Source organism: Cupriavidus metallidurans CH34 (assembly GCF_000196015.1).
Taxonomy (GTDB): domain Bacteria; phylum Pseudomonadota; class Gammaproteobacteria; order Burkholderiales; family Burkholderiaceae; genus Cupriavidus; species Cupriavidus metallidurans.
This window is the reverse complement of sequence record NC_007973.1, coordinates 3,208,825-3,225,252: the sequence shown is the minus strand read 5'-3', so window position 1 is coordinate 3,225,252 and position 16,428 is coordinate 3,208,825. Positions and strand designations below refer to the sequence as shown.

Here is a 16,428-nt window from a genome sequence, read left to right as displayed (position 1 = left end):
CTCTCCCGCGTGTGGGGGAGGGGCGACAACAATTGGTGCTTCCAATGTTGTCGAATCAGTCGCGCTTGTTCCGCCCCGTCATCAATTCCGGATTCCGCGTGAATTCCGCCAGAAAGCTCTGCAGGCTGACCACGGGTTCCTGCAGCATGTGGCGGGGCAGGTCGAACAGCGCGTAGAAGTACTCTTCGTGACCTTCGCAACGCTCGGCGGGCAGGCAGTACTGTTCCCAGTCCACGCAGGCCGGCGTGTACATGCCGTTGCCGGGCCAGAAGAACGGCACGATGCGACCTTCGCGCAGGCCTTCGATCAGCGCGGCCGGCGCCTCGTAGGCCTCTGCAGACTCCACCTGGCTCATCAGCCCCGCGCGCGTTTCGATCACCATCAGCGTGGCATGACCCTGGGCGGTCAGCAGCAGCATGCCCACCGGATTTGGATACAGGTAGTACTCGACAAAGCCATAGCGCGCGGCCGTCTGGCGCACGCGGTCGGCCATCGCCGGGTCGGACAGGAACGAGTACGAATGGCGGGTCAGCAGGTCGCGCAGCGTGCGCGAGATCGAAGCGAAATACTGCTGCTGGAGTGCGTCGATTTCCTCGTTGAGCCGCGCCACCATGTTCGGATCGTGCTTCTTTACGTAGCGGTCGATCAATCCGTGGTTGAAGCCCTGCACAGCGATGCTTTCGTCGGCCGTGCCGGTCAGCAGGATGGTCTTGCAGGGCAGGCCTTCCAGTGCCTGGCAGAACTCGAGACCGTCCATCTGGGGCATCGAGTAGTCGACAACGATCACGCCGGGCTGCAGGAAGCGCTTCACATCGTGAATCTGGCGATGAATGCGATCGACGTCGAGCTGCACCGTGCGGCGCTCGGACAGGAAAGTCAGGTCATCATGGGTGACGTGCACCGGCAGGAACGCCGGGTGCCGTGTGGCATACGCTTCTCGAATCCATGCGAGTGCCTCGCGCGGGTCGGTGAAGCTGACCACCGCGCGGGACGCATCCATCTGGAACGCCAGGCTGTCGATGAACGATTTGCTGTCGTCCACCAGCACCGTCAGCACGGGGTGATGGAAGACCGACAGATTCCTGTCATGCGAACTGAATGTCATGGTGCGATCAAATCTGCCATCGGCGGTGGATGGTCTGCGTGGGAGGCCGGGGCTAGGCGAGTATAGCGCCGAACCCGCGCGCAGGAATCGAAATCCGGAAAACGAAACGGCCGGCGTTGGTTGCCGGCCGCACTCGTTCGATTTCGTTGATTTCAGGTCTGCGCGTTGTTTTATTCACTTCGCGGACCTGCCGCCGCTCGGAAGCTTAACGGCAGATTAGTCGACCGCCTTGAACATGTCCTCGACCACCTTCTTGGCGTCGCCGAACACCATCATCGTCTTGTCCATGTAGAACAGTTCGTTGTCCAGACCCGCGTAGCCGGCTGCCATCGAACGCTTGTTCACAATGATCGTCTTGGCCTTGTACGCCTCCAGTATCGGCATCCCGGCGATCGGCGATTTCGGGTCGGTCTTGGCGGCCGGATTGACCACGTCGTTGGCGCCTAGCACCAGCACCACGTCGGCCTGGCCAAACTCGCTGTTGATGTCCTCCATCTCGAAGACCTGGTCGTACGGCACCTCGGCTTCGGCCAGCAGCACGTTCATGTGACCTGGCATCCGGCCCGCCACGGGGTGGATCGCATACTTCACCGTCACGCCGTGCTCGGTCAGCTTCTCGGTCAATTCTTTAAGCGCATGCTGGGCACGGGCCACAGCCAGGCCGTAGCCGGGCACGATGATCACGGTTTCCGCATTGCTCATCACGAAGGCCGCGTCATCCGCCGATCCGGACTTCACATTGCGCTGCGCCTGCGCGCCCGCCGTTGCGCCGGCCGATGCATCCGCGCCGAAGCCGCCCAGGATCACGTTGAAGAACGAGCGGTTCATCGCCTTGCACATGATGTACGAGAGGATCGCGCCGGATGAGCCCACCAGCGAGCCCGCGATGATCAGCATCGGGTTGTTCAGCGAGAAGCCGATGCCGGCCGCTGCCCAGCCCGAGTACGAGTTCAGCATCGACACCACCACGGGCATGTCGGCGCCGCCGATCGGAATGATGATCAGCACGCCAAGCACGAACGCGATGGCCAGCATGATCAGGAACGGCAGCCACGACTGCGACAGGAAGAAGATCACGCCGAAGCCGATCATGCCGATGGCCAGCAGCAGGTTCAGCCAGTGCTGGCCCGGGAACACCACCGGCGCGCCCTGGAACAGCCGGAACTTGTAGCGGCCAGACAGCTTGCCGAATGCGATCACCGAACCGGAGAACGTAATCGCACCGACGAAGCAGCCGATGAACAGTTCGATGCGGTTGCCGAGCGGGATCAGGTGCGAGCCAGCCGGCGTGATGCCGAACGCGGCGGGCTCCGCCACGGCGGCCACGGCGATGAACACGGCGGCCAGACCGATCAGCGAGTGCATCGCGGCCACCAGCTCGGGCATCTTGGTCATTTCGACCTTCTTCGCCACATAGGCGCCGATGCCGCCGCCGACCACCAGCGCGCCGAAGATCAGCGCCAGACCCGTACCAACCGACGACTGCGCCGCGCCTACCGCCAGGAACTCGTGCTTGATCTTGACGATCAGCGCCAGCGTGGTCACCACGGCGATGGCCATGCCGATCATGCCGAACGCATTGCCCTTGCGGGCCGATGCCGGGTGAGAGAGGCCTTTCAGCGCCTGGATGAAGCAGACCGATGCCACCAGGTACAGCAGCGTCACAAGGTTCATGCTGATGACTTCCATCACGCACCTCCCTTGTTGTCAGCCTTCGCCTTCGGTTCCTTCTTCTTGAACATCTCCAGCATGCGCTGGGTCACCAGGAAGCCACCGAACACGTTCACCGCGGCCAGTGCCACGGCCACCGTGCCCATGACGCGGCCTACGCCGCCTTCGGTGAGGCCGGCCGCCAGCATGGCGCCGACGATGATGATGGCCGAGATCGCATTGGTCACGGCCATGAGCGGGGTGTGCAGCGCGGGCGTCACCGTCCAGACCACGTGGTATCCCACGTAGATCGCCAGCACAAAGATGATCAGGTTGATCACCGTGTGGTTAACCATCTCCATCGACTTCTCCTCCGTTGCTTTTGAATACTTGCTGATGCGCTTCGCTTCGCGTTGCGTCGGATCGAGGCTGCGAGATCTGGGTCCGCCGATGGCGGGTTGCAGTGCGGATGGCTCCCCGCGCCGCTGCAAGGTCATCGGCGGACGGGCGCCAGGGCGTGATGGCCTGGCGCCGGTGTCGGATCAGGCTGCCTCGCGGATGACCTGGCCGTCCTTGCACATCAGGCAGGCGGCAACGATGTCGTCCTCGAGATTCAGCGTATAGCGGGCATCCTTGTCGATGATCAGCTTGAGGAAGTCCAGCACGTTGCGCGCGTACAGCGCGGACGCATCGGCGGCAACCATGCCGGCAAGGTTCGTGTGACCGATCAGGGTGACGCCGTGGCGCTCGACCACTTCGTCGGCGACGGTCAGCGGGCAGTTGCCGCCCTGTGCTGCGGCGAGGTCGACGACGACCGAGCCGGGCTTCATCTGCTTGACAGTCTCTTCCTGCAGCAGCACCGGCGCGCGGCGGCCCGGGATCAGCGCGGTGGTGATGACGATGTCGGCCTGCGTGGCACGCTGGTGCACCAGTTCGGCCTGGCGCCGCATCCAGTCGGCGGGCATCGGGCGGGCATAGCCGCCCACGCCTTGCGCGATCTCGCGCTCTTCGTCAGTCAGGAACGGCACGTCGAGGAATTTCGCGCCGAGCGATTCGATCTGCTCCTTCACGGCGGGGCGCACATCGGAGGCTTCGATCACGGCGCCCAGTCGCTTGGCCGTGGCGATGGCCTGCAGGCCCGCCACGCCAGCGCCGAGGATCAGCACGCGCGCGGCCTTTACCGTGCCCGCTGCCGTCATCAGCATCGGCATGAAGCGCTGGTAGTGGTGCGCGGCCTCCAGCACGGCCTTGTAGCCGGCGATGTTGGCCTGCGAGGACAGCACGTCCATGCTCTGCGCGCGCGTGGTACGCGGCGCGGCTTCGAGCGCGAACGCCGTGATCGCGGCGCTGGCCATGCGCGCGTTGTTTTCGATATCGAAGGGATTGAGCATGCCGACCAGCACGGCACCCGGCTTGATCTGGGCACGTTCGGCATCGTCCGGCGCGCGGACCTTCAGCAGGAGTTCCGCGCCGAGCGCATCGGCCGCGGAGCCGATGCGCGCGCCTGCCGCTTCGAACGCTGCGTCGGGAATACTGGCGCGGATACCGGCGCCGGCTTGCACCGTTACCTGATGGCCCTGCGCAACGTACTTCTTGACGGTCTCCGGGGTGGCGGCGACTCGCGCCTCACCTGCCCGCGTCTCGAGCGGGATGCCGATATGCATCGTCCATTTCTCCTTTTGATGGCGTCGTATCTGATTGGTCGGGCAGACGTCCTCGCCCTTGGTGTACCGCGTGCGGCGCACCATTTTTTGCGCAGCTTACCCGAAACTTACATTCGGTGGTGACTGGCCGGTCGGGGATTTGTGGCGTCACAGAGACTCATTCTTGCGCCTCATGAAATGACTTCTTTCATCGAGCGGCGATTGCTTCGCAATTCACCTTGATGGATTTGCTTCAGTGGCCTGCCCATTCTTGATGCCGATTTGACGCGCGGCTGCGTATCGTGGCGTTCACGTCTCTTTCGAGGCGTCTCTCCAAACGCACAACTGATTCCTCATGATCGCAACACGTCTGCTTACTTCGGCGCCGGCGGGCTTGGCCGCTGCCGTGCTGTTCGCCATGCCGTTTTCGCCGGCCTTTGCGCAGGAAGCCTCTGCGCCCGTGGCCGAACCTTCCACGCCCCATACGTTCACGGCCAATGTGTCGCTGGTATCCGACTACCGCTATCGCGGCATCAGCCAGACCAATCTGCGCCCGGCCATCCAGGGTGGATTCGACTATTCCCACGCCAGCGGCTTCTACGTCGGCAACTGGAACTCGAGTATCAGCTGGCTTGAGGACGCCGATTCGTCGGTGTCATCGCCCGTGGAAATGGATTTCTACGGTGGCTTCAGGAACACCTTCAAGCTGTCGGACCTCGAGTTCAACTACGACGTCGGCGTGCTGGAGTACTACTACCCAGGTGGGTACACCACTACGCGCCCGTACACCACGGAGCTGTACGCAGGCATCGGCTATGGCCCGGTGTTCCTGAAGTACTCGCATGCGGTGACCAATCTGTTCGGTATTGACGACAGCAAGAACAGTTACTACGTCGACCTGTCGGCGAATGTGCCGCTGAACGTCTGGGGTCTCACGTTCAATGCGCACGTGGGCTACCAGGGCGTGGCCCATCACAGCGATGCGTCGTACACGGACTGGAAACTCGGCCTGACCAAGGACCTGGGCAAGGGCTTCTCGCTGGCAGTGGCCTATGTGGATACCAACGCGAAGGCGTCGTTCTACACCAGCGCCAATCGTGGGCGATATCTCGGCAAGGCAGCGGCGTGGGCATCGATCACCAAGACGTTCTGAGCCCCTTCATCTTTACGTGATGTTGATGACCCGCTCGCGGAATGTTGCGCCAAATTGAGATCGCTATCCCTAGCATGGGTGTCATGTTCAACAGACGGTCCGCCAGACGCGGATCATCGCGACATGCGACAGTCTTCGAATCTCGCCGTGGCCTATGCGTCGGTGCCCCGACGCCGGATCGCTTCGAACGTGCAGTGGATTCGCCTGCGGCTTGCCGTGTCATCGGCGCAGGTCTTCATGCTGCGCCAGACATTGCATCGTGCTATCGGCAATCTTGCGCGCGTCTATGTGGTGGAGGTGGATCATCGCCACGGCGAGACCACGCTGCACGTGGAGGTGGAGCGCGAAGACCGCGAGGCAGCCATGCACGCCATCATGGCCGCGCTGCCCGCCGCCGAGTTTGGCGTGACGACGATGCTCGGAGACGACCATGCCACGCATTGAGTTCGCTCGCCCGCGCATCGTCGATGGGCTATGGCTGCCGATGGTCACGCCGCTGCATCACGGCCAGGTGGATTTCGACGGCGTGCAACGGCTTGCCGCGCACTACGCGGATGCTGGCGTCGACGGTTTGATCGTGCTCGGCACGACCGGGGAGGGTGGCCTGCTGACCGACGTGGAGCGCCTTCAGGTCGCCGCCGCCACCCTCGAGGCCGTGCAAGGCACCGTGCCCGTGATCGCCGGGGTTGGCGGCGTGGCAACCCATGCGGTCTGCGAGCAGGTGCGTCGGCTCGAACGGCTTGATCTTGCTGGCTATCTCGTGCCGCCACCGTACTACTTGCGCGTGTCCGATGAAGGGATCGCGTGGCATTTGCGCAGCGTCGCCAGTCATACGGCCAGACCGCTGATGTTGTACAACGTGCCGAAGCGCACGGGCTGCACGATCTCGCCTGACCTCACGTGGCGTTTGGCCGCGCATCCGCAGATCGTGGCGCTCAAGGAGTGCGATGCGGCGGGAATGCGCGCGCTGGCAGGGCAGGATCGCCTTGACGTGTTCTGCGGCGATGACGCTGCCATGCTCGACCATCTGCTGCGCGGTGGCGCGGGAATCGTGCCGGCCTCGGCCCATATCCGGCCCGATCTGTTCGTGCGGCTGATTCAACTTGCGCGCACAGGGCGCGAGGAAGCGGCGCGCGCGCTGTTCCGGCAACTGTCGCCGCTGATCGGAATGCTGTTCGACGAGCCCAACCCAGCCCCGGTGAAGGCGGCGCTGGCGCTGTGTGGTCTGGCGCGTCCGGAGGTACGTCGACCGCTGATGCCGGCGTCGAAGTCACTTGTGGCGAGGCTCGACGCGGCGATTGCGCTGCTGCCGCCTGTCGTCGCGCGGGAAGCCGCCTGAGCGGGCGCTGACCTGCGGGGGGGGGAACCGGCAGATATACGGGCCGAGGTGGACCAAAAGAACCTTCGCGCGATGCACGTTCGCACGGCAACCGGTAAAATGCCGGATTGCTTAAAAAATGTGCACCATGTCACGTGATTGGAATGCCAGCGTCACAGTAGCCGCCGTTATCGAACGGGGCGGCCGCTTCCTGCTGGTGGAAGAGGAAACCGCGGATGGTCTGCGTCTGAACCAGCCCGCCGGCCATCTGGAAGCGGGCGAGAGCCTGATTCGCGCCGTCGTGCGCGAAACGCTCGAGGAAACCGCGCATTCGTTCGAACCGCGCGCGCTACTGGGCGTCTACACGAGCCGCGGCCGTTCGTCGCGCGACCAGGGCGACACCACCTATATCCGCTTCGCCTTTACCGGTGATATCGGCACACTCGATGCCGGGCGCCAGTTGGATACCGGCATCGTCCGTACCGTGTGGATGACCGCCGAGGAACTGCGTGGCTGCCCCGAGCGCCATCGCTCGCCGCTGCTGATGGCTTGCGTCGACGACTACCTGGCCGGCAAACGCTTCGCGCTCGACATGATCCATACGCATCCGAGCACCGTGGCCGCGTCGATCGCGCCGGGCGACACCGCCGCGCCGACGAATCCGCCGGCGCAGGCAGGAGCGGCATCATGAGCGGCAAGCGCGTGGTGGTGGGCTTGTCCGGTGGCGTCGATTCGTCGGTCACCGCATGGTTGCTGAAGCAGCAGGGTTATGAAGTCATCGGCTTGTTCATGAAGAACTGGGAAGACGATGACGACAGCGAATACTGCTCGACGCGCCAGGACTGGCTCGACGTGGCGTCCGTGGCCGACGTGATCGGCGTGGACGTGGAAGCCGTCAACTTCGCCGCCGAGTACAAGGACCGCGTGTTCGCCGATTTCCTGCGCGAATACTCTGCCGGCCGCACGCCGAATCCGGACGTGCTGTGCAACGCCGAGATCAAGTTCAAGGCCTTCCTCGATCACGCGATGTCGCTGGGCGCCAATACGATTGCCACGGGCCACTACGCGCGCGTGCGACAGGCGGCCAACGGCAAGTTTGAATTGCTCAAGGCGTTCGATCACACCAAGGACCAGAGTTACTTCCTGCACCGCCTGAACCAGGCACAGCTCTCGCGCACGCTGTTTCCGCTAGGCGAGATCCCGAAGACACGCGTGCGCGAAATCGCCGCGGAAATCGGCCTGCCGAACGCGAAGAAGAAGGACTCCACCGGTATCTGCTTTATCGGTGAACGTCCGTTCCGCGACTTCCTGAACCGCTATCTGCCGACCCAACCGGGCCCGATGAAGACACCCGAAGGCAAGGTGGTGGGCGAACACATCGGCCTGGCGTTCTACACGCTGGGCCAGCGCAAGGGCATCGGCCTGGGCGGCAGCCGTGATGGCAGTGGCGATGCCTGGTACGTGGCGCGCAAGGACATGGCCAGCAACACGCTCTACGTGGTGCAGGGCCACGATCATCCGTGGCTGCTGACGTCGGAACTGAACGCTGCGGATCTGTCATGGGTGGCCGGAGAGCCGCCAGCGGCGGGTGCCACGATGGCCGCCAAGACGCGGTATCGGCAGAGCGATGCCCCTTGCAGGGTGGTGGCAGCCGAAGGCGATGCGTTGAAGCTGTCGTTCGCGGAGCCGCAGTGGGCGGTGACGCCGGGGCAGTCGGCCGTGCTGTATGACGGGGATGTCTGCCTGGGTGGCGGGATTATCCAGTAAGGCGGGAAGGGTGCCGGCAGATTGGGCGGCACCTGAATGCAACACGGCGCTTCACACCTGGTGTGAAGCGCCGTGCAAGATCACATGCAGACAGCCGTGTGAGGGCGATCAGCCTCGCGGCGGCTCGGTGTCGATAAACGACTGGCGTTTTTCGATCTTCTCCTGGAACGCCACCAGATTCGGATGGCGGTCGCGCCATGCGATGTCCGGGAAACGGAAGTCCAGGTATGCCAGCGCGCAGCCAACGGCCACGTCGGCCAGCGTGTAGTGGGTGCCGGTGCACCAGGTCTTGTCGGCCAGGCCGGTCGACATCGCCGTCAGCGCGGCGTCGATCTTGCTGCGCTGGCGCTGCACCCAGCTTTCGCTGCGTTCGCTTTCCTTGCGCTGCGTGACCTCCAGGCGCGCCAGCAGTGCGGCGTCCAGCAGGCCATCGGCCAGGGCTTCCCAGCAGCGGACTTCCAGCCTCTCACGGCTGCCCTGCGGAATCAGGCGGCTGACTGGCGAGAGCGTGTCGGCATACTCGGCGATCACGCGCGAATCGAAGACCGCGCCGCCGTCTTCCATGACTAGGCAGGGCACTTTGCCGAGCGGATTGAACCGACCGATCGTGGTGTCTGGCGACCAGACGTTCTCCTCGATCATCTCGTAGTCAATTTTCTTCTCCGCCAGCACCACGCGCACTTTCCGCGCGTACGGACTGGTTTGGGACGCATACAGCTTCATGTTCTCCCCTTGAGCTTGTTATGAAGTGCATCGGCGCTCCTTGGCAGGCGGATTTCCACGCTGGCAGACGGGCCGCTTGCCCGATGCACTTCATAACAGGCTAATGGATGAGCGAGCGCGAGTATACCCGCGCCGGGCGCCGGATGCGCCACCAATGCGGCCTGGCGCACGGATGGCGGGACATTGGTCATGGCGTGCAGCACAGCGCCATGGTCCGATGATAAAATCGCGCGTTACGCTTTCCGCGGCCCCGTGCACGCCAACGTTGCCCGGTGATCGCACAAATCGCGCCGTGCGGCGCATTGATCGCTTCGCACGTGCCTCGCCCCCGCACCCGCCATGTGCGGAACGCGCCCATACCTCCCTTACTTCTGGTTGCCAGCATGTCCACGTCTTCCCTTTCGCCGCTTACCGCCCTGTCTCCCATCGATGGCCGCTATGCCGCCAAAGCCGATGCATTGCGCGAGTGGCTGTCCGAGGCGGCCTTCATGCGCAACCGCGTCAAGGTGGAGGTCAACTGGCTGATCGCGCTGGCCCAGGCCGGCCTGCCGGACGTGCCGAAGTTCTCGGCCGCATCGGAGGCAAAGCTGCTGTCGCTGGTGGAGAATTTCACCGAGGCCGACGCCGCCCGGATCAAGGAAATCGAGGCCGTCACGAACCACGACGTGAAGGCCGTCGAGTACTGGCTCAAGGAGCAGGTCAAGGGCAACGCGGAGCTCGAGGCCGCCAGCGAGTTCATTCACTTCGCCTGCACGTCGGAAGACATCAACAACACGTCGCACGGCATGATGCTCAAGGGCGCCCGCGACGGCGTGATCGTGCCGGCGCTCAAGCGCGTGCATGCGCGTCTGGTCGAACTGGCGAAGCTGAACGCCGCCCAGCCGATGCTGTCGCGTACGCACGGCCAGCCGGCCAGCCCGACCACGCTCGGCAAGGAAATGGCCAACGTGGCCGCGCGTCTGGCCCGCGCCATCGAGCGTGTGGAACGCGTGGAACTGCTCGGCAAGATGAATGGCGCCGTGGGTAACTACAACGCGCACCTGTCCGCCTATCCGACGTTCGACTGGGAGTCGTTCTCGAAGCAGGTGATCGAGACGCGCCTGGGCCTGACGTTCAACCCGTACACGATCCAGATCGAACCGCACGACTACATGGCCGAGCTGTTCGATGCCGTCGCCCGCGCCAACACGATCCTGCTGGACCTGAACCGCGACGTCTGGGGCTATATCTCGGTGGGCTACTTCAAGCAGAAGACCAAGGCTGGCGAGATCGGCTCGTCGACCATGCCGCACAAGGTCAACCCGATCGACTTCGAAAACTCGGAGGGCAATGTCGGCCTGGCCAACGCCGTGCTGCGCCACCTGTCCGAGAAGCTGCCTGTGTCCCGCTGGCAGCGTGACCTGACCGATTCGACCGTGCTGCGCAACATGGGTGTGGCGTTTGGTTACAGCCTGCTGGCTTACGAGGCCTGCCTGCGTGGCCTGGGCAAGCTGGAAACCAATCCCGAACGCCTCAACGAAGACCTCGACAACTGCTGGGAAGTGCTGGCGGAGCCGGTGCAGACCGTGATGCGCCGCTTTGGCGTGCCCAATCCGTACGAGCAATTGAAGGAGCTGACCCGCGGCAAGGGCATCTCGCGCGAGGCGCTCCAGACCTTCGTGCAGGGTCTGGCGATTCCCGACGATGCCAAGGCGCTGCTGCTGGCGATGACGCCCGCCAGCTACATCGGCCGCGCGGTGGAACTGGCGAATCGCATCTGACGCTCGAGACGCGTCAGGAAACAAAAGGGCTGGCCTGGTGCCAGCCCTTTTTGTTGTTGCCGGTCGCCAGGGTTGAGGCAGAAATTACCGCCGTGCGGCCAATTGCCGCCACATGTGACCCGGATGGCGGGTTACGATCACCGGCATTGCGGCGGGTGCGACATCTGGTCGCTTCAAATGATTTGAACAACTTAATGAAGTTCGGCCATTCCCAGCTAATGGGCGGGCCCCAATAATGCGAGGATTCGCTGCGACGGGACTGGCCGGATCTGCAACATTCACGTCGCGCGCACAACGAATGCATCAACGAAGGGATTGATAGACATGAGTTCCAAAGGCTCCATTCCGGCCGGCCGGCCCGCCGGATACACGGCCACCGCCATCGGTCTGCACTGGCTGATCGCCTTCGGCATCTTCGCAGCGTTCGGCCTGGGCCTCTATATGACTGGGATTCCCGGCCTGACGCCGACCAAGCTGAAGTTGTTCTCGTGGCACAAGTGGATTGGCGTGACGATCTTCATCGTGGCCGTGCTGCGCGTGATCTGGCGCGCCACCCATGCCGCGCCGCCCGTGGCGCCCGGCACGCCGGCCTGGCAGGCCAAGGCTGCCGCTGGCGCGCATCATTTGCTGTACCTGCTGATCCTGATCGTGCCGATTACGGGCTATCTCTACAGCTCCTCGGCGGGCGTGCCCGTGGTGTACCTGGGCCTGTGGAAGCTGCCGCCGCTGATCGAGGCCAGCGACACGCTCAAGCCGATCCTGAAGTTTGCCCATATCTGGCTGAATTACCTGATGGCGGCGATCGTCGTCGTCCACGCAGCCGCCGCGATCAAGCACCAGGTGATCGACCGCGATGGCACGCTCGGACGCATGATCCCGTTCCTGCGCTAACCGCTTGATCCATCTATTCGCACTGGAGTCAAAGATGAAACGCATGTCTCGCCCTGGCGTGATGCTCGTGTCGGCCGCACTGGTCACCGCCGGGCTGGCCGCCAATATCGGCTGGGCCCAGATCGACACCGCCAAGAGCTCGGTCACCGCAACCGCTCGCCAGATCGGCGTGCCGATGGAGGGCAAGTTCAAGAAGTTCGACGCCACGGTCGACTTCGATCCCGCCAAGCTGGCAACGTCGGCGGCCAAGGTCGAGATCGACGTGTCGAGCTTCGAGATCGGCGACGCGGAAACGACCAAGGAGGTCAAGGGTCGCGAATGGTTCGACGCTGCGAAATTTCCGAAAGCCGTTTTCCAGTCCACCAGCATCAAGGCTGGCGCTGCGGGCAAGTATGACGTTGCCGGCAAGCTGACCATCAAGGGCAAGACCGTGGACGTGGTGGTGCCGGCTTCGTACAAGCAGGACGCCGGCGGCCAGGTCTTCGAAGGCGTGCTGCCGATCAAGCGCACAGTGTTCAACATCGGCGACGGCGAATGGAAGGACACTTCCGTGGTCGCCGACGACGTGCAGATCAAGTTCCGTATCGTTACCCCGGTCAAGAAGGGGTGAGGCGCCAGCGGTCCCCGGACCGCCCGTTTCACCTGAAGTCATCCTTTTGCCGGTTTTATCAGACCTTCCTATCCAACCCCCAGACGGGAGACCTTATATGAAGATGCGCACCCTTTTCGCCGCTGTCGCGGCTGCTTCCGCCACGCTCGCCGCCGGTACCGCACTGGCCAATGCGTCGACGTACAACATCGATCCGACCCACACCTACCCGAGCTTCGAGGCTGACCACATGGGCGGTCTGTCGACGTGGCGCGGCAAGTTCGAGAAGTCGTCGGGCGTCGTGACGCTGGACCGTGCCGGCAAGACGGGCTCCGTGGATATCAAGATCGACGCGTCGTCGATCGATTTCGGTAACGGCAAGCTCAACGAGCACGCAAAGGGCCCCGAAATGTTCGACGTGCAGGCCTTCCCGGAAGCCACGTACAAGGGCAAGTTCTCCAAGTTCAAGGGCGATGTCCCGACCGAAGTCGACGGCGTGCTGACGCTGCACGGCGTGTCGAAGCCGGTCAAGCTGGAAATTCGCGAGTTCAAGTGCATGCAGCACCCGATGCTCAAGCGTGAAGCCTGCGGCGCCGATGCCGTGGCCCAGATCAACCGCGCCGATTTCGGCATCGACTACGGCGTCAAGTACGGCTTCAAGCAGGACGTGAAGCTTGCCATCCAGGTGGAAGCCGTCAAGGCGGACTGAGCCTGCTGCAGTAGCGATGAACGTACAAGGGGACATTTCCGGCCCCATCTGAATGAGCCAGCCATGTGCTGGCTCATTTTTTTTGGGGATTGCATACCCTACTCAAATACCGCAGGTGCACAGTTGTACGGTTTCGGGCAGCCACAGTACAATGGTTCGCCGCAGTCCCACCCCCGGGACGGCGTTCGCATCGGCCTGCGCCGATCGAGCCCGTCCCCGCAACAGGTCACGCGCATCGCTATGAGCATTGGCTGCATTCCCTGAGTTGGTTGTCCGCCGCAAGGCCCCTTGCCTGAGCTGTACCCGGCCGGTGCCCATTGGCGCCACGGTGCGCAGCGTTTTTCGGATTTCCCCTGGCGCGATACCGTGTACTCCAAAACCCAAATCGATCCGGTAGTTAGCTTCCGCAACTCGCAGGGCGAGCAGGTGCGAGGCACGATCATCAATCTCCAGCGCAAGTCGCTGGTGATGGAAATCTACAATCCTTATTCCATCGTTCAGGTCAGCGAGGTATTGAGCGAACTGAGCGTGCGCATGGGCGCGAAAAATGCGTACCTGGGCAAGGCCGTGGTCATGAGTCTGGTGAATACCGGCCTGACCGCGGTGGTGTCCCTGACGCTGATCGACGAGTGGCGCGAGCTCACCGACGTCAACGATGCGCCCAAATCGGTGGCGCGCGAGGCCGAGCTGTTCGTGCAGGATTGGGACACACGTTTCAATATCCGGCGCGACTACCAGATCGTGGTCAACGAGATGCGCGCGTATCTCTCGGAAGTCTCCCGATGGGTCGAGCAGGTGGACCTGACCGAGTCGCTGCCGAAGCGGGAAGGACGCCTGCGCGAGGACGTGTTCTACGAACTGGCCACGCCGCTGATGGGCAAGGTGAAGGTCTATCTGGACTGGCTCGAGGACGAGGCGCAACGCGTCGATCCCGAACTGGCGCCGGTCCACCGCACCTATGCGCAGGCCGCGCTGCACCCGCTGCTGCTGCGCGCGCCGTTCGTCTATCGTACGTTCACCAAGCCGCTCGGTTATGCCGGCGACTATGAAATGGTGAACCAGATCCTCAGTGATCCGCAGCAGGGGCCCACCACTTACTTCCAGATCGTCAACACGGCGTTCCTGAAGGCGGCCGTGGCCACCGCGCACCGCAACCGAATCGACCTGCTGGTCGATTTCCTGACGCGCCAGGCCGAACGCGCACGTGCCGAGGGCCGCCCGTTCCGCGTGCTCAACGTCGGCTGCGGCCCCGCGTTCGAGATCCAGCGCTTCGTACGGGAGTATGCGAATCCGGAGCTGCTGTCGTTCCAGCTCGTGGACTTCAGCGCGGAGACGCTCGAGTACACGCGGGGTTCGATCGAACGGTCCGCCGCGTCGGCCGGGCACAAGGTATCGGTCGAGATGGTGCACCAGTCCGTGCACGACCTGCTCAAGCGTCGCATCACCGCGGACGACCCGAGCGTGCGCGAATTCGACGCCGTGTATTGCGCCGGTCTGTTCGACTATCTCTCCGACAAGGTCTGCTCGCGCCTGCTGTCGTACTTCGCCTCGCGCACGAGGCCGGGCGGTCATCTGCTCGTTACCAACGTCCACTCCGACAACCCCGAGAAGTTCGGGATGGAGCATCTGCTGGAGTGGTACCTGATCTATCGCGACGAGGCCGGTATGGCCTCGCTGTTGCCGGAGAACTCGCATGCCCACCGACTCTATGTCGATGAAACCGGCGTCAATGTCTTCGCCGAAGCCGCTATCCGTTGAGGATTCGGCCGCCCAACCGGCGAAGGCGATGAGTTCGAACAAGCTATACGCCGGATACCAGTCCGAACTGGCCGATTTCCGCCTGGCATTCAGCCGGGGCGGCGCGTACACGGCTATCGTGCTGGTGCTGCTCGGGGTTGGGCTCGACTACGGCCAGTATCCGCAGTGGCAAGTGCCATTCGCTGCGGCGCGCATCGTCGTTTCGCTGCTGATCGCAGGCGTGGTGGTCGCGCTCTACAGCCAGGCTGGCCGCCGCTTCGCGCCGTGGCTCACCATGACGTGGCTGCTGCTGCCGCAGATCATGATCGCCTGGATGATCTCGCAGACCGAAGGCGTCGAATCGCCGTACTACGTCGGGCTGAATCTCGCGATCTTCGCCTCGGGCATCGCCTTGCCGTTTGGGCTGTGGCAAAACCTGGTGTTCGGCGTCCTGTCGTATGTGCTTTATGCCGCCGCGTGCCTGCTGCACCCGGGCGGCATCGAGCCCGTGGGGACGTTCATCGTCAATTCGCTGTTCCTGCTGTTTGCCGCGGCAGCGAGTGGCGTGTACACGTTCTTCAATGAACGCGCGCGCTTCATGCTGTTCCGCTTGAAGGCCGAGGTGGCGGACAAGAACGCGGAGCTCGAGGTCATCAATCGCAAGCTGGTCGACATCAAGGGCCAGATGCTTCAGCAGGAGAAGATGGCGGCCATCGGCACGTTGGCGGCGGGCCTGCTGCACGAGGTGAACAATCCGGTCAACTTCTGCCTGATGGCGATCGAAGTGGCCATGGAGGAACCGGCCGCGAAGTCCGAACCGGGCATCCAGGAGTGTCTGGTCGATGCCAAACAGGGTATGCAGCGCATCCAGCATATCGTCTCCGACCTCAAGACATTCGCCTACCGCAAGCCGGGCGCCGAGGTGGAAGGCACCCCGTTCCTGTTCGAGAAGGCACTTGATTCGTCGCAACGGCTGACTGCGCACGAACTGCGTGGGGTCAAGATGACGCGCGAGATGCCAGACGACACCCTCGTCCTTGGCGACGAGGCCGCGATCATCGGCGTGCTGATCAACCTGTTCTCGAACGCCGCGCTGGCGATGCGCAAGGCGGGTACGCAGAATCCGGCGATCCATACGACGGTGCGGTGGGAGGACAAACGCCTGCGCGTGACCGTGCGCGACAACGGTCCTGGCATCGCGCAGGAGCATCTCGCCCGCGTGTTCGAGCCGTTCTTCACCACGCGGGAAGTGGGCCAGGGCCTGGGTCTTGGCCTGTCGATCAGCTACGCCGTGATCGAACGTCATGGCGGCGTGCTGTATGCCGAGAGCGAAGTGGGCCAGTGGGCCGCCTTCAGCTTCGACCTGCCGCGTGCGGAGTAAGC

16 protein-coding genes are annotated in these 16,428 nt (G+C 63.5%); 11 read left to right on the top strand and 5 right to left on the bottom strand.

The window, feature by feature from the left end; translation table 11 throughout:
• Positions 1–55: 55 nt before the first annotated feature.
• The 4 genes from RMET_RS14870 to RMET_RS14855 all read right to left on the bottom strand — a co-directional run bounded on the left by RMET_RS14870 (position 56) and on the right by RMET_RS14855 (position 4,419).
• Entirely contained in the window at positions 56–1,105 is a 1,050-nt protein-coding gene (locus RMET_RS14870; protein WP_011517502.1) for a response regulator, read from the bottom strand.
• 216 nt (positions 1,106–1,321) lie between these two features.
• Positions 1,322–2,794 carry an NAD(P)(+) transhydrogenase (Re/Si-specific) subunit beta gene (locus RMET_RS14865; protein WP_011517500.1) on the bottom strand — a complete coding sequence of 491 codons (1,473 nt, stop codon included), beginning with the start codon at positions 2,792–2,794 and terminating at the stop codon, positions 1,322–1,324.
• Positions 2,794–3,117: an NAD(P) transhydrogenase subunit alpha part 2 gene (locus tag RMET_RS14860; protein ID WP_008641884.1), complete on the bottom strand. Its 324-nt coding sequence runs from the start codon at positions 3,115–3,117 to the stop codon at positions 2,794–2,796. Before RMET_RS14860 ends, RMET_RS14865 begins: the two co-directional genes overlap by 1 nt.
• A 180-nt stretch (positions 3,118–3,297) precedes the next feature.
• Entirely contained in the window at positions 3,298–4,419 is a 1,122-nt protein-coding gene (locus tag RMET_RS14855; protein WP_029307168.1) for a Re/Si-specific NAD(P)(+) transhydrogenase subunit alpha, read from the bottom strand.
• A 334-nt stretch (positions 4,420–4,753) separates the two neighbouring features.
• Here RMET_RS14855 and RMET_RS14850 point away from each other — a divergent pair, with 334 nt between their 5' ends.
• The 5 genes from RMET_RS14850 to mnmA all read left to right on the top strand — a co-directional run bounded on the left by RMET_RS14850 (position 4,754) and on the right by mnmA (position 8,636).
• On the top strand, positions 4,754–5,551 hold the full coding sequence (locus tag RMET_RS14850; RefSeq protein WP_011517498.1) for a TorF family putative porin: 798 nt from the start codon (positions 4,754–4,756) through the stop codon (positions 5,549–5,551).
• A 123-nt stretch (positions 5,552–5,674) separates the two neighbouring features.
• The gene (locus RMET_RS14845; RefSeq protein ID WP_011517497.1) at positions 5,675–5,995 is read left to right on the top strand and encodes a hypothetical protein; all 321 of its coding nucleotides are present in this window, start codon (positions 5,675–5,677) and stop codon (positions 5,993–5,995) included.
• On the top strand, positions 5,982–6,890 hold the full coding sequence (dapA, locus tag RMET_RS14840; RefSeq protein WP_029307169.1) for a 4-hydroxy-tetrahydrodipicolinate synthase: 909 nt from the start codon (positions 5,982–5,984) through the stop codon (positions 6,888–6,890). The genes RMET_RS14845 and dapA overlap by 14 nt, the downstream gene beginning before the upstream one ends.
• A 118-nt stretch (positions 6,891–7,008) precedes the next feature.
• On the top strand, positions 7,009–7,560 hold the full coding sequence (locus tag RMET_RS14835) for an NUDIX hydrolase (RefSeq protein ID WP_008641895.1): 552 nt from the start codon (positions 7,009–7,011) through the stop codon (positions 7,558–7,560).
• The gene (gene mnmA, locus RMET_RS14830; RefSeq protein ID WP_011517496.1) at positions 7,557–8,636 is read left to right on the top strand and encodes a tRNA 2-thiouridine(34) synthase MnmA; all 1,080 of its coding nucleotides are present in this window, start codon (positions 7,557–7,559) and stop codon (positions 8,634–8,636) included. The genes RMET_RS14835 and mnmA overlap by 4 nt, the downstream gene beginning before the upstream one ends.
• Before the next feature lie 108 nt (positions 8,637–8,744).
• Here the strand turns inward: mnmA and RMET_RS14825 are convergent, their stop codons facing one another.
• Positions 8,745–9,359, bottom strand: coding sequence for a glutathione S-transferase (locus RMET_RS14825; RefSeq protein WP_011517495.1), 615 nt, complete (start codon positions 9,357–9,359; stop codon positions 8,745–8,747).
• Positions 9,360–9,742: 383 nt separating this feature from the next.
• Between RMET_RS14825 and purB the strand changes: the two genes are divergently transcribed.
• The 6 genes from purB to RMET_RS14795 all read left to right on the top strand — a co-directional run bounded on the left by purB (position 9,743) and on the right by RMET_RS14795 (position 16,426).
• Positions 9,743–11,119 carry an adenylosuccinate lyase gene (gene purB, locus RMET_RS14820; protein ID WP_008641901.1) on the top strand — a complete coding sequence of 459 codons (1,377 nt, stop codon included), beginning with the start codon at positions 9,743–9,745 and terminating at the stop codon, positions 11,117–11,119.
• Positions 11,120–11,443: 324 nt separating this feature from the next.
• Positions 11,444–12,010, top strand: a complete 567-nt coding sequence (locus tag RMET_RS14815; RefSeq protein ID WP_011517494.1) for a cytochrome b — start codon at positions 11,444–11,446, stop codon at positions 12,008–12,010.
• Between the two features lie 34 nt (positions 12,011–12,044).
• Entirely contained in the window at positions 12,045–12,620 is a 576-nt protein-coding gene (locus tag RMET_RS14810; protein WP_008641904.1) for a YceI family protein, read from the top strand.
• Positions 12,621–12,717: 97 nt separating this feature from the next.
• Entirely contained in the window at positions 12,718–13,308 is a 591-nt protein-coding gene (locus RMET_RS14805; protein ID WP_011517493.1) for a YceI family protein, read from the top strand.
• Between the two features lie 366 nt (positions 13,309–13,674).
• On the top strand, positions 13,675–15,066 hold the full coding sequence (locus tag RMET_RS14800) for a class I SAM-dependent methyltransferase (protein WP_008641906.1): 1,392 nt from the start codon (positions 13,675–13,677) through the stop codon (positions 15,064–15,066).
• 28 nt (positions 15,067–15,094) lie between these two features.
• Entirely contained in the window at positions 15,095–16,426 is a 1,332-nt protein-coding gene (locus tag RMET_RS14795; protein ID WP_029307170.1) for a sensor histidine kinase, read from the top strand.
• Positions 16,427–16,428: the final 2 nt, after the last annotated feature.